We start from the raw sequence: 12567 nt of genomic DNA on the forward strand, positions 1-12567 counted from the left end.
ATACGGCATCATTGGAAGCGGGTGATACTGACAGGATGATACCTGCCGATGGCTGCGGCTGCCGCGGCGTTTGCGGTGGTCGGAAAAGATCCGAAATCGCTATACTGATGGGTTTTAGCAGCCGCTGGAGTCCGCGTTGAGCAATCTGTCGGGCGATCGCATCAGTTTTCAGGAACTCATCTTCACACTCGAGCGCTACTGGAGTCGGCGGGGCTGTGTGATCCTTCAGCCTTATGACATGGAGGTGGGGGCAGGGACCTTCCATCCTGGCACCTTCTTGCGCTCGATTGGCCCTGAGCCCTGGAACGCGGCCTATGTGCAACCTTCTCGGCGACCAACGGATGGGCGCTATGGCGAAAACCCCAATCGGTTGCAGCACTACTATCAGTTCCAGGTGGTGATGAAGCCCTCGCCAGAGGCGATCCAAACGCTGTATCTGGACTCCCTGCGTGAGCTCGGCATCGATCCGCTGGTGCATGATATCCGCTTTGTGGAAGATAACTGGGAGTCGCCGACCCTGGGCGCTTGGGGCCTGGGCTGGGAGGTCTGGCTGAACGGCATGGAGGTGACCCAGTTCACCTATTTCCAGCAGGTGGGTGGACTCGAATGCCGTCCGGTCACTGGCGAGATCACCTACGGCCTTGAGCGCATCGCCATGTATTTGCAAGGCGTCGAGAGCGTCTATGATCTGCTCTGGACCGACTCTGCCACCGGCCCGGTCTCCTATGGCGATGTCTTCCTACAGAACGAGCGCGAGCAGTCGGCCTATAACTTCGAGCAGGCGGACATCCAGGCGCTGTTTGCCTTGTTCGACGGCTGCGAGCAACAGAGTCAAGCCTTGGTGGAGGCGGGTCTGCCGCTACCAGCCTACGAGCAGGTGCTCAAGGCATCGCATACCTTCAATCTGCTGGATGCGCGCGGCGCGATCTCGGTCACCGAGCGGCAACGCTTCATCCTGAGGGTGCGCACGCTCGCACGCGCAGTGGCCGAGGCCTATTACCAGAGTCGTGAGGCGCTAGGCTTCCCGATGGCCACAGCCAATGCCCGCACCGAGGAGGCCGTATGAGCAGTGACACCACCGCTGATCTTTTGGTTGAGATCGGCACTGAAGAATTACCGCCTTCCGCGCTTGCTGGGCTGTCCAGCGCCTTCCGTGATGGGCTGTTGAAGCGCCTTAATGAGGCTCGGCTCGCGCATGGCGAAGCGCGTGCTTTCGCAACGCCGCGTCGACTCGCCGTCATCGTCAGCGCGCTCGCCTTGAGCCAGCCGGATGAACAGGTTGTGCGACGTGGCCCCTCCCTGAAGGCCGCCTTCGACGCTGATGGCAACCCCACCAAGGCGGCGCTGGGATTCGCTCAATCTTGCGGTGTCGCTGTCGACGGACTAGAGCACGAGGAGACCGAGAAGGGTGCCTGGCTCTGCTATCGGCACCAGGTCAGCGGCCAGACCGCATCAAGGCTGTTGCCGGAGTTGATCGACGAGGCACTCGCGGCCCTGCCGATCCCGAAGCGGATGCGCTGGGGGAGCGGCAGCGTCGAGTTTGTGCGGCCGGTGCATTGGGTCTGCGTGCTGCTCGGCGAATCCCTGGTGCCGGGGAGGGTGCTTGGCATCGCAATCGATCGCCTCAGCCGCGGGCATCGGTTCCATCATCCTGACGCCCTGATTTTGCGTTCGCCCGCTGAGTATCGCTCTTCGCTGCGCGGCGCCTACGTTGAAGCCGATCTCTTGGCAAGACGCTCGACCATCCGCGAGCAGGTCGAGAGGCTTGCGGCCGAGGCGGGCGGGACCGCCATGATCGATGCGTCCGTCCTCGATGAAGTCACCGCCCTCTGCGAGTGGCCGGTGGCCTTGCTCGGTCACTTCGATGCCAGTTTCCTCGCGGTGCCGCCGGAGGTCTTGATCGAGACCATGCAGGCGAACCAGAAATATTTCCCGATCACCGATCAGGCTGGTCAGTTGCTGCCATCGTTCATCACCGTGAGCAACATCGAGAGCCGCGAGCCCGATCAGGTCCGAGCGGGCAATGAGCGGGTGATTCGCCCGCGGTTTGCCGATGCCAAGTTCTTTTGGGAACAGGATCTGAAGACCCCGCTTCGCGAGCGCGTTGAGGCCCTGCGGGGGATCGTCTTCCAACATCGGCTTGGCACCCTGTTCGAGAAAGCCGAGCGTATCGCGGCCCTGAGTGAATGGATTGCCGACGAGATTGGCGCTGATAGCCGTCAGGCCCGCCATGCGGCAGGCTTGGCGAAGGCCGATCTGGTGACGCAAATGGTGGGTGAGTTCGGCAGCCTGCAAGGGGTGATGGGGCGTTACTATGCCGAGCGATCTGGCGAAACGGAGATCCTTGCGACTGCGATTGAGCAGCACTATTGGCCCAAGCATGCGGGCGATCGTCTTCCGGAGACAGACCTTGCGCGGGTGGTGGCGATTGCAGACCGCATTGACACCCTCGTCGGCATCTTCGCGATTGGGCAGCGTCCAACCGGCGTCAAAGATCCCTATGGGCTGCGGCGGGCGGCAATCGGCGTGCTACGCATCTTGATCGAGACGCCTTTGGCACTGGATCTCCGCCTGCTCTTCGAGCAGGCGGCAGCTCACTTTCCAGCCGATCTCAATGCCAGCGATTGCGTTGGAGAGGTCTTGGGCTACTGCGTTGAACGCCTGAAACGCTATTACGCCGACACAGGTGATGAACGCGCTGTTGATGCGGATGTGATCGCTTCGGTGTTGGCGCTCGAGCTCAGCCAACCCATGGATATCGACCGTCGAATCCAGGCGGTTCAGCGATTCCGTGGTCAGCCAGAGGCTGCTGCGCTCGCCGCGGCCAATAAACGTACGCGTAATATTCTGCGCAAGGTCTCGCCTGATGAGATCGCTCAGCAGATCGATCAGCAACTCCTGCAAGAGGATGCCGAGCGATCGCTGGCGGCAGCCGTTGCCGCGATGCGCGATCGGGTGCAAGCACGACTTGCTGCACATCACTACGATGAAGCCCTCGCCGAGCTCTCGAGTCTTCGAGAACCGCTTGACGATTTCTTTGAGCGCGTGATGGTGATGGCCGAGGAGCCCAAGGTCAGAGCCAATCGGCTCGCACTGCTGAGCCAGCTAGAGACTCTGTTCCTCGGAGTGGCGGATATCTCGCTACTACAGGCATAACCCTGACACCGCAGATGCGTGCAGATTGAATATTAAAAAGCAAGCATCTAGCCATTTTAGCAGGCCACCCAACAGGTGAAGCAGTCGCAGAGCTGAAAGAGGCACCGACATGAAGCTCGTCATCTTAGATCGTGATGGAGTGATCAATTACGACTCGGAGGCCTACATCAAGTCCGCCGAAGAGTGGCAGCCGATTCCCGGTAGCCTCGAGGCCATTGCACGGCTCAACAACGCCGGGATCAATGTTGCCGTCGCAACCAATCAGTCTGCGGTTGCGCGCGGCCTCTGTGATCTGGACGATATCAACGCAATCCATGAGGTGCTGCGCTCACGCCTGAGCGCCGTCGGCGGCCGCATCGAGGTCATTGCGTTCTGCCATCATGGCCCCAGCAACCACTGCGACTGCCGCAAGCCCTTGCCAGGGCTCTTGCATGAGATCCGTCGACGCACCGGCGTACCACTGATCGGCACCCCGATGATTGGCGATTCGCAGCGAGACCTTGATGCCGCATTCGCGGTTGGCGCAAGGCCGATCCTCGTGCGCACGGGCAATGGAGAGAAGACCGCGCAACGGCTTCCGCCGATGCTTGTGGATGTGCCCGTCTTTGATGACCTGTCCGCAGCTGTGGATGCGCTGCTCGGTCCGGCCTCGTGACGGTGATCGGCGATGCAGCGCCTGCGTGCCCTAGGCTTTGAGGTCTTTCTCTGGCTGAGCGTGGTGATCTACAGCACGCTGCTGCTCTTCCTAGCCCCGATTTTCTCTACTGCGCGGCTGCACCTGCTGGTACTGTCTTGGGAGCGCAGCCTGCTCTGGGCGCTGTGCCGGTTTTGCCGGCTGAGCTATCGCGTGACCGGTCAAGAGCATCTCCAGCCCGGCTGCGGTCAGATCATTTTCAGCAATCATCAATCAGCCTGGGAAACCATTGCACTGGGGCCCTTGCTCCCAACCCCACACACCTGGGTCATGAAGCGCGAGTTATTGCGTATCCCGTTTTTTGGCTGGGCGCTGAGGCTATTCCAACCGATCGCGATTGATCGATCTTCGGGGCGCCAAGCCTTGAAACAGTTGCTCTCGGTCGGCGCAAAACGGCTTGCAGAGGGCCATCTGATCGTGATCTTTCCGGAGGGCACCCGTGTCGCCCCGGGCAAGTTAAAGCGCTTTGGAGTCGGTGGGGCGATGCTGGCGGCCCACACTGGCATGCCAGTTGTGCCAATCGCACACAATGCGGGCTACTTCTGGGGCCGCAAGCCGCTGCAGAAGCGGCCGGGAATCATCGACGTGGTAATTGGTCCGCCAATCCCGACCCAGGGGTTGAGCGCCGATCGTATTAACGCCTTGGCCGAAGACTGGATTCGAGCCAAGGCGCTGCTGCTTGCAAAGGAAGCGACCAATCAGCATCAGGGTCATGGCACTTCGCCAGCCAGGACGGTCAGTCGCCCTTGATGCGAGCCATGGTCGCGGCCGGTCAGGCCCGGCAAGCGACAAGCGACAGTGCCTGCTTCAGCCCCCTGCTTTAGACGTCGATATTGGCGGCATCGAGCGCATATTGCTCAATGAACTCTCGCCGAGGCTCGACATGCTCTCCCATTAGCGTGGTGAAGATCTGATCGGCACTCACAGCATCTTCAATGGTGACTCGGAGCAGACGGCGGCTATCCGGGTCCATCGTTGTCTCCCAGAGCTGGTCTGGATTCATCTCGCCTAGCCCCTTGTAGCGCTGGATGTGATATCCCCGCCGACCCTCGGCAAGCAGCCAGTCATAGGCTTCGCCGAACGAGCGCAGTTCGCGGCTCCGCTCGCCACGCACAATGCGGGCGCCGGGCTTGAGCAAACCTGCAAGCTTGTCAGCAAGGGTCGCGATGCGCCGATAATCCGCTGAATCAAAGAAGTCGAGGGACAGCTCGCGCGTTTCAGGAATACCGTGGACGAGACGGATGACTGCGAGGCCCGTCGGCGTCTCCGAGTCGCGCTGGATGGGCTTGATCTGGTAATCGATGGCCGGCCCGGCTTGCGCGCGGAGCAGCTGCTCCAATTGCTCAGCCCAAGCGGAAAGACCTTGTGCGTCGACCCGGATCTCCGCGGTCAGGCGGGGCATGCTCAAGAGCTCGGTCAGAAAACTCAGATCATGCCGGGTCGACAGACGGACTAGCATCGTCCGAAACACCTGATAGTCGGTCATCAGCGCCTCGAGCCCGACCGCGCTGATCGGCGGCGCCTCCGGCTCGACATAGAGGGTGGCGTTATCGAGCGCAGTGCGCAGCAGCGAGGCGCTCATTTCCGCATCATCCAACAGGTAGTCTTCCTGCTTGCCCCGCTTAATCTTGTAGAGCGGTGGCTGCGCGATGTAAACATAACCGCGATCGATCAGCTCCGGCATCTGCCGATAGAAGAAGGTCAACAGGAGCGTCCGGATATGGGCGCCGTCGACATCGGCATCGGTCATGATGATGATCCGATGGTAGCGGAGCTTGTTCGGATCATATTCCTCACGACCAATGCCGCAGCCCAAGGCTGTAATCAGCGTGCCGACCTCTGCGGATGAGAGCATCTTGTCGAAGCGGGCCTTTTCGACATTGAGGATCTTGCCCTTCAACGGCAGGATCGCCTGGAAGGCGCGATCTCGGCCCTGCTTTGCCGATCCCCCTGCTGAATCGCCCTCGACGATGAAGAGCTCTGAATGCGAGGGGTCCTTTTCTTGGCAGTCCGCCAGTTTTCCAGGAAGGCCAGCAATATCAAGAACCCCTTTGCGCCGCGTCATATCGCGCGCCTTGCGGGCCGCTTCGCGCGCGCGAGCGGCATCAAGCATCTTATTGGCGATGATCTTCGCCTCCGAGGGATTCTCCTCCAGGAACATGTCGAGGTATTGGCTCAGCAGTGCCTCCACCACCGGCTTGACGTCGGAAGACACCAGCTTGTCTTTGGTTTGCGAAGAGAACTTCGGATCAGGCACTTTGACCGAGACGACCGCTGTCAGGCCCTCGCGTGCATCATCACCGACGGGTCGGGTTTTTTGATTTCGGTCGAGTTGTTGCCGCTCAATGTACTGATTGAGCGTCCGCGTGAGTCCGGCACGAAAGCCGGCCAGGTGGGTACCGCCATCCCGCTGTGGGATGTTGTTGGTGTAACAAAAGATGTTTTCCTGGTACGCATCGTTCCACTGCAGAGCCACCTCGGTGACGATCTCGCTGCGCTCGGCGGTGAAGTAGAAGACACTTGGATGGATCGGCGATTTATTCTGATTCAGATGTTCCACGAACGCCCGAATGCCACCTTGATACTCGAAGACATTTTCGCGATCGGTACGCTCATCTTTCAGTCGAATCCGCACCCCTGAGTTCAGGAACGACAACTCACGCAAACGCTTGGCAAGAATCTCGTAGTGAAACTCGAGATCGGTAAAGATGGTCGCCGAGGGCTTGAAGTAGACCTCGGTCCCCGTGCTATCGGAAGGTCCGCATTCCCGCAGAGGATAGACCGGGACGCCGAGCGCGAACTCCTGCTCGTAGGCCATGCCGTCGCGGCGAATGCGCAAGCGCAACGACTCCGAGAGCGCATTGACGACCGAGACGCCGACGCCATGCAAGCCGCCAGAGACCTTATAGGAATTGTCGTCAAACTTTCCGCCCGCATGGAGGACCGTCATGATGACCTCTGCTGCGGATCGATTCTCCTCGGGGTGGATGTCGACGGGTATACCGCGACCATTATCGATGACCGAGACAGCCCCATCCGCATGGATGGTGACGAGGATTTCAGTGCAGTGACCGGCAAGGGCTTCGTCGATGGCATTGTCGACAACCTCGAACACCATGTGGTGGAGGCCTGTCCCATCATCCGTATCGCCGATGTACATTCCGGGCCGCTTGCGGACAGCGTCAAGGCCTCGAAGAACCTTGATGCTTGAGGAATCGTAGCTCATACGCAGGGAGATCTGTGGTGATAGACAAGACGGACCAAGCCCAGATACAAGGCAACTGAGCCAGCGGGCCAGGAGTCTCAGGAGAAGGCAGGTTGTAGCGGCGCCAGCGCGCCAGCGGCATGTGCGACTGAGCTCACCCGGTCGGCGGCATCAATTCCAGCCCGCAGTCTGTGGTTGCTTAGCGCCAGAACCGTTTGATTATACACAGATCACGACTGTTTAGGGGCTGCAGAAGCCTCTATCACAGGCCATTCCCTTGCTCCTGGGGCGGCAGCCGCATGTTCCACGTGGAACATCGCGTCTTCCTCTGCTCGACAGCCACTCACTCCCATCTTGCCCGAACGGCTTTCAGCGGGTCAGCTCGCTCAACGGGCGGCGGCTCATGTTTCATGTTCCACGTGGAACATCAGGCGCATCTTCTGCACCGCAGCCGCTCGCTGACTGCTAGACCGAACGGTCCCAAGCACGTCAGTCTGCTCCACGCGTGATGGTTCCCTGTTCCACGTGGAACATCAGGCATCGGATGCGACCACCTACGCCCATTGCGTACGAGTGACGGCCCCATGTTCCACGTGGAACATCCGGTCTTCCTCTGCTCGACAGCCGCTGACTGACATCTTGCCCGGCAATGCTGTGAAGAGGATCTGGGAAGATTGACGCCGCAGTAAAGTCACCAACCGCTGGGTCCAGTCAGGGGCCAACTCGGCATCGAGATCATCCACGAGCCATAAGGCATTCACGCCATTCTGGCTGCGAACGAGCTGCTCTGCAGCTAACTGGAGCATGCAACCCAGCACCTTGGCCTGCCCACGTGAGCCAATCCATCTCAGCCCATCGACACGGAATGAAAAATCCGCACGCGAGATCCCAAGATAGGTGAATCCGCGCTCCTGATCTGCTGAACGCATCGCCTCAAGCTTAAGGATCAGTTCCTCAGGCTCTGGAATGCCGGCATCCCAGCGAGGCTCAACCTCAGTGAACCAGTCTTCCTCCGCCGTTATCTTGGCAAACCCTTGCGCCATGGCATCAAAGAATCCTGCTCGCCGATGGGAGATATCGGCTAAGACCTCGGCATAAGGCTGATCCCAGACGGCTCGACCAGGGCCACCTGAGCGTAGCCAGGCATTCCGTTGTGCAGCGACCCGGCGGAACCGCGAGAAGGCGGCAGCCGCCGATCGATCCCACAGCATCAGATTCCAATCGATGAATCGCCGACGCAGAGAGGGCTCACCATCAACAAGCGCGTGAGTCCATTCACAGATCAATCGCACCGGCAGTTGGGTGTCGGCGCCCCGCTCGGGCTCGCGGATCAGCGTGCCTTGTTGGCTCATCCATCGCATCCTTGCATCCATAGATGATTGTTCTAGCCAAGCCTCAACTCGCGCCGAAGTTGACCCGCGCTCGATCACACTCCCAAACCGGCGACCACGGAAACTGCGACCACGGCTCAAACAGTAGATCGCCTCGAGCAACGCCGTCTTGCCCGCAGCGTTAGCGCCAATCAGCCAGTTCGCGCCGGGACCCAGCTCAAGGTGAACCTCATGTAGATTCCGAAAATGGTGCACCCGAAGTTGTTTGAGCACGGCACCGTCTTAGAGCCGCATCGGCATGATGACGAAGACCTCATCCTCGGCCCCCACCCCTTGCCAGACGGCACTGCTCTCAGCATTCTTGAAACGGACCTCAACGGTAGGGGCATCAACCGCGGCCAGCACGTCCAACACATAGGCGACATTAAAGCCCACGGAGGTTGATTCTCCGCTGTAGTCGATCTCGATCTCGTCCTCTGCCTGCTCCTTTTCCGGATTCTGGGTCTGCAGTAATAGCCGCCCCGCCTCGAAACTGACCCGCACACCTTTATATTTTTCGTTCGACAGGATCGAGGTGCGCTGCAAAGCGCCTTTCAAACGATCACGGTCGATGCTCGCTAGCCGTTCCAGGTCAGCCGGGATGACGCGGTTGTAATCCGGGTACTGACCCTCGACCAACTTCGAGACCAACTGGGTCTTGCCCAGATCGACGAGGAGCGCGCGCTCGGATAATTCAAGCCGCACGCGTTCGGGAGCAGCTCCAAGCAGGCGTTTTAACTCAAGCACGGTCTTGCCGGGGATAATTGCCTGTCGCGGCTCTTCACGGAGCCCCGTCGTTTCAGCAGATCCGCCGTCAACGGCCGCAACAGCCTTCGCCAGCCGGTGCCCATCCGTGGCAACCGCAACGGCGCGATCAACGGAGAGCTCAAGAAGCACCCCGTTTAAGTAGTAGCGCACATCCTGCTGGGCCATCGCGAACGAGGTCTTCTCCAACAGCCGCTGCAGCACCTCATGCTCGATCTCGAGCGAGACCTCGGGTGCTGGCACCTCCATCGATGGAAAATCGGCCGCGGGCAAGGTGCTCAGCATGAATCGGCTGCGCCCCGAAACCAAACTCGCCCGCTCGCTCTGCACCTTGATCTGGACCTGAGTGCCATCGGGCAGGGATCGGCAGATGTCAATCAACTTCCGCGCTGGCAGGGTTGCGGACCCTGCTTCCTCAACCTCACAGACCGCGGTGCTATTGATCTCGATCTCGAGGTCAGTACCCTTCAATCGCAATAACCCATCTTCGGCATGAAGCAACAAGTTGCCAAGAATCGGTAAGGTTTGCCGACGCTCGACGACCCCTCCCACAACCGATAACGCAGGGAGCAGAACTGACCGATCAACCGAAATCTTCATCTGTTATTACTCTTAGAGTGAAATATCTGAATAATGGTCGTAATAAGCTTAGTGGATAACCAAGCAAAATGACAAAAAAAGGCGCGAAAACAAACAGCTAGTCAGTTAGCGAAGTTGTTTGACAGCGGTCCTGCTTGTTGTGGATGAGCTGTGGATGGTCTCGACCCTGAACATCGGCCACAGGTTTTGCACAGCTAATTCTGCAGGGTTCTCAACAGGATCTTATAGTCTTCCTCGATCATGGCATCGCCTGAGCGGAGTTCGGCGACCTTGCGCGCGGCATGGATGACGGTGCTGTGATCCCGTCCGCCGAACGCCTTGCCGATCTCGGGCAGGCTGTGTTTCGTCAGCTCTTTGGCGAGCGTCATCGCGACCTGCCGCGGCCGGGTGACGGAGCGCGAGCGGCTAGCGGACAGCAGGTCGCTGACGCGAATCTTGTAGTGCGCGGCAACGGCCTTTTGGATGTTCTCGATCGAGACCTGTTTATCCTGCGCGACGAGCATGTCGCGCAGCGCCTCTTTCGCGAACTCGACGGTGACCGGCATCCCGAGGAATCGGGAATTGGCCGCTAGCCGACGCAGCGCGCCCTCAAGCTCGCGGATGTTGGAGCGCACGCGCTTGGCGACGAAGAATGCGACATCCTCGGGCAGATCGGCTCCGATCAAGGTGGCCTTGCTGTTGAGGATCGCGACCCGCGTCTCGAGGTCTGGCGGCTCAATCGCGACGGTCAATCCCCAACCGAAGCGTGAGCGTAGCCGCTCTTCGAGCCCACTCACCTCTTTCGGAAACCGATCGCTCGAGAGGACGATCTGTTGCTGCGCCTCGAACAGGGCGTTAAAGGTGTGGAAAAACTCCTCTTGGGAACGATCCTTGCCCGCAAAGAACTGCACATCATCAATCAGCAGGACGTTGACGCGTCGATACAACCGCTTGAATTTATCGATCTCGTTGTGTTGCAGCGCCCGGATCATGTCCGAGACGAAACGCTCCGAGTGCACGTAGATGACCCGCGACTCCGGATTGGCCTCGAGGATGGCATTACCGATGGCGTGCATGAGATGCGTCTTACCCAGGCCAACACCGCCATAGACGAACAGCGGGTTGTAAGCGGTGCCGGGGTTTTGGCCGATCTGAATCGAGGCAGCGCGGGCAATTTGGTTCGACTTTCCTTCGACGAAGGTGTCGAAGTTAAAGGTCCGGTTGAGTCCGGCATTAGAGCGCCGCTGCTCCAAGAGCTGTTGGCCAGCCGCCTCGGTGCGACTGAGGGCGGCTTCCTCGCTGCTCTGCTGGTTGCGCAGTGCCCCGATCTCGAAGCTCACCTGCTCGACCTGGCCCTCGCTGACCGCTCGGCAGAGCGAGGCAATTTGCGTTTCGTAATGCTGCTTGACCCAGTCTTTGACGAAACGGTTTGGCGCGAAGAGCCTGAGCCGTCCCTTCTCCACGCTCGCCTGCAACGGCATGATCCAGGTGTTAAATTCAGAGTCAGTGAGATCCTGCTTGAGCAGGCTCGTACACTGGTCCCAGAGCTTCGGCATCGCCGATCCCCTCGTTTTATGCGTGATGAATCCAGCGGCTTGCGTGGCCGCTAAGGCAATCGATCAGTCTAGACTGCTGACCGACACTTATCCACAGCCCGACTTCGATCCTGTTGATGCCGAGACCTCGGCATAGACGTTGACCCAAGCCTTCCAGCGTTCTAATATGGGCGGTCTTCCTTCGCGAGTCCGCTTGGATTACCCGGTACTCGCGGCTGAATTATCGTAGCGCCGGCCTTCTCCGCCCTCTCGGTGGACCGATCATTGAGACGCAGCGCTTTCGCGTCGATCGGCGAGCGCCGTCTCAAGTGGCTGATCATCATCGTTTGACCCAACAGCTGTGGGTCACATCCGTGGAGACCTCTTCGTGAAACAGACCTTTAAACCCAGTCGTCTGAAGCGGGCGCGGACGCACGGCTTTCGAGCACGCAATGCCACACGCAATGGCCGTAAACTGTTGCAAGCGCGTCGTGCGAAAGGCCGGGCTCGGTTGACCCCCTAGTCTTGTTAGCCGTCTTGTCAGCCAGCCCATCGCGCGCTTCCACGGACGATGCTCACGCGGCTGAACCATCGGCGCGAGTTCCAGGGCTTGGCCTGCCGCGTGCTGCCAAGCTCCTCAGTACTGAAGCCTTTGACTGGGTCTTTGCTGCTCCGCAGCGTTCAAGCGATCAGTACTTCAGTGTGCTGGGGCGCCCACCACCGCCGAGTTCCTCTGCAGGGCGAAGCGCGCGGCTTGGGCTTGCGATCGCTAAGCGCTGTGCTCAGCGGGCCGTTGCTCGCAACCGGATCAAGCGTGTGATCCGCGAGAGCTTCCGCCAAGCCCGAGGCTCGCTCAGGAGCCTGGACATCGTCGTGCTCTGTCGTCGGGCTGCCGTTGATGCGGACAACGCAACGCTGTATGCCTCTTTGATGAAACATTGGGAGCGGTTTCAGCGATGATCATGAACCGGCTCGTGCGCGGCTTGATCCGAGCCTATCAATGGGTGCTGAGCCCCGTACTGGGTAACCACTGCCGGTTCTACCCGACCTGCTCGCAGTACGCGATCGAGGCCGTTGAGCACCACGGCGTGTTGCGGGGCGGTTGGCTCGGCATCAGGCGTCTGCTGCGGTGCCATCCTTGGCACCCGGGAGGCGTTGATCCAGTTCCGCGACCAGGTAAGCAATCAAGCAAGGCTTCGGACGCGGACGCCAAGACTTCTTCTCCTTCACCCACTAATACACCCACTAACCGCTAGCGCAAGT

At 59.8% G+C, this 12567-nt stretch carries 11 protein-coding genes; 7 read left to right on the plus strand and 4 right to left on the minus strand.

Annotation, left to right across the window (positions count from 1 at the left end; all coding sequences use genetic code 11):
- The first annotated feature begins 136 nt into the window (after nucleotides 1–136).
- The 4 genes from glyQ to VBE63_RS00355 all read left to right on the plus strand — a co-directional run bounded on the left by glyQ (nucleotide 137) and on the right by VBE63_RS00355 (nucleotide 4600).
- On the plus strand, nucleotides 137–1066 hold the full coding sequence (gene glyQ, locus VBE63_RS00340; protein ID WP_323680997.1) for a glycine--tRNA ligase subunit alpha: 930 nt from the start codon (nucleotides 137–139) through the stop codon (nucleotides 1064–1066).
- Nucleotides 1063–3156 (plus strand): glycine--tRNA ligase subunit beta, encoded by a 2094-nt coding sequence (gene glyS / locus VBE63_RS00345; protein WP_323680998.1) that lies wholly within the window; start codon nucleotides 1063–1065, stop codon nucleotides 3154–3156. Before glyQ ends, glyS begins: the two co-directional genes overlap by 4 nt.
- 109 nt (nucleotides 3157–3265) lie before the next feature.
- Entirely contained in the window at nucleotides 3266–3811 is a 546-nt protein-coding gene (gene gmhB, locus VBE63_RS00350) for a D-glycero-beta-D-manno-heptose 1,7-bisphosphate 7-phosphatase (RefSeq protein WP_323680999.1), read from the plus strand.
- A gap of 12 nt (nucleotides 3812–3823) precedes the next feature.
- A complete protein-coding gene (locus VBE63_RS00355; protein ID WP_323681000.1) occupies nucleotides 3824–4600 on the plus strand; it encodes a lysophospholipid acyltransferase family protein in 777 nt (258 codons plus the stop codon).
- Nucleotides 4601–4670: 70 nt separating this feature from the next.
- On the opposite strand, the gene gyrB is transcribed toward VBE63_RS00355, so the two are convergent.
- From gyrB to dnaA, 4 genes are all read right to left on the minus strand, one after another.
- Nucleotides 4671–7076 (minus strand): DNA topoisomerase (ATP-hydrolyzing) subunit B, encoded by a 2406-nt coding sequence (gyrB, locus tag VBE63_RS00360; RefSeq protein ID WP_323681001.1) that lies wholly within the window; start codon nucleotides 7074–7076, stop codon nucleotides 4671–4673.
- A 533-nt stretch (nucleotides 7077–7609) separates the two neighbouring features.
- Entirely contained in the window at nucleotides 7610–8659 is a 1050-nt protein-coding gene (gene recF / locus VBE63_RS00365) for a DNA replication/repair protein RecF (protein WP_323681002.1), read from the minus strand.
- A gap of 9 nt (nucleotides 8660–8668) precedes the next feature.
- The gene (gene dnaN, locus VBE63_RS00370) at nucleotides 8669–9790 is read right to left on the minus strand and encodes a DNA polymerase III subunit beta (RefSeq protein WP_323681003.1); all 1122 of its coding nucleotides are present in this window, start codon (nucleotides 9788–9790) and stop codon (nucleotides 8669–8671) included.
- Nucleotides 9791–9984: 194 nt separating this feature from the next.
- Complete coding sequence (gene dnaA / locus VBE63_RS00375; RefSeq protein ID WP_323681004.1) at nucleotides 9985–11325, minus strand: chromosomal replication initiator protein DnaA; 1341 nt, start codon at nucleotides 11323–11325, stop codon at nucleotides 9985–9987.
- Nucleotides 11326–11692: 367 nt separating this feature from the next.
- On the opposite strand from dnaA, the gene rpmH reads away from it, so the two are divergent.
- The 3 genes from rpmH to yidD are packed head-to-tail and all read left to right on the plus strand — an operon-like array spanning nucleotide 11693 to nucleotide 12560.
- On the plus strand, nucleotides 11693–11827 hold the full coding sequence (gene rpmH / locus VBE63_RS00380; protein WP_323681005.1) for a 50S ribosomal protein L34: 135 nt from the start codon (nucleotides 11693–11695) through the stop codon (nucleotides 11825–11827).
- A 14-nt stretch (nucleotides 11828–11841) separates the two neighbouring features.
- Nucleotides 11842–12264: a ribonuclease P protein component gene (rnpA, locus tag VBE63_RS00385; protein ID WP_323681035.1), complete on the plus strand. Its 423-nt coding sequence runs from the start codon at nucleotides 11842–11844 to the stop codon at nucleotides 12262–12264.
- Between the two features lie 2 nt (nucleotides 12265–12266).
- Complete coding sequence (gene yidD / locus VBE63_RS00390) at nucleotides 12267–12560, plus strand: membrane protein insertion efficiency factor YidD (protein WP_323681006.1); 294 nt, start codon at nucleotides 12267–12269, stop codon at nucleotides 12558–12560.
- The last annotated feature ends 7 nt before the right edge of the window (nucleotides 12561–12567 follow it).

This window comes from Lamprobacter sp. (assembly GCF_034860625.1).
In the GTDB taxonomy this organism is placed as follows: domain Bacteria; phylum Pseudomonadota; class Gammaproteobacteria; order Chromatiales; family Chromatiaceae; genus Lamprobacter.

Coding starts and splice junctions, on each gene's coding strand:
- gyrB (WP_323681001.1), bottom strand. CDS start 7,076: ATGAGCTACGATTCCTCAAGCATCAAGGTTCTTCGAGGCCTTGACGCT.
- dnaA (WP_323681004.1), bottom strand. CDS start 11,325: ATGCCGAAGCTCTGGGACCAGTGTACGAGCCTGCTCAAGCAGGATCTC.
- yidD (WP_323681006.1), top strand. CDS start 12,267: ATGAACCGGCTCGTGCGCGGCTTGATCCGAGCCTATCAATGGGTGCTG.
- gmhB (WP_323680999.1), top strand. CDS start 3,266: ATGAAGCTCGTCATCTTAGATCGTGATGGAGTGATCAATTACGACTCG.
- glyS (WP_323680998.1), top strand. CDS start 1,063: ATGAGCAGTGACACCACCGCTGATCTTTTGGTTGAGATCGGCACTGAA.
- VBE63_RS00355 (WP_323681000.1), top strand. CDS start 3,824: ATGCAGCGCCTGCGTGCCCTAGGCTTTGAGGTCTTTCTCTGGCTGAGC.
- dnaN (WP_323681003.1), bottom strand. CDS start 9,790: ATGAAGATTTCGGTTGATCGGTCAGTTCTGCTCCCTGCGTTATCGGTT.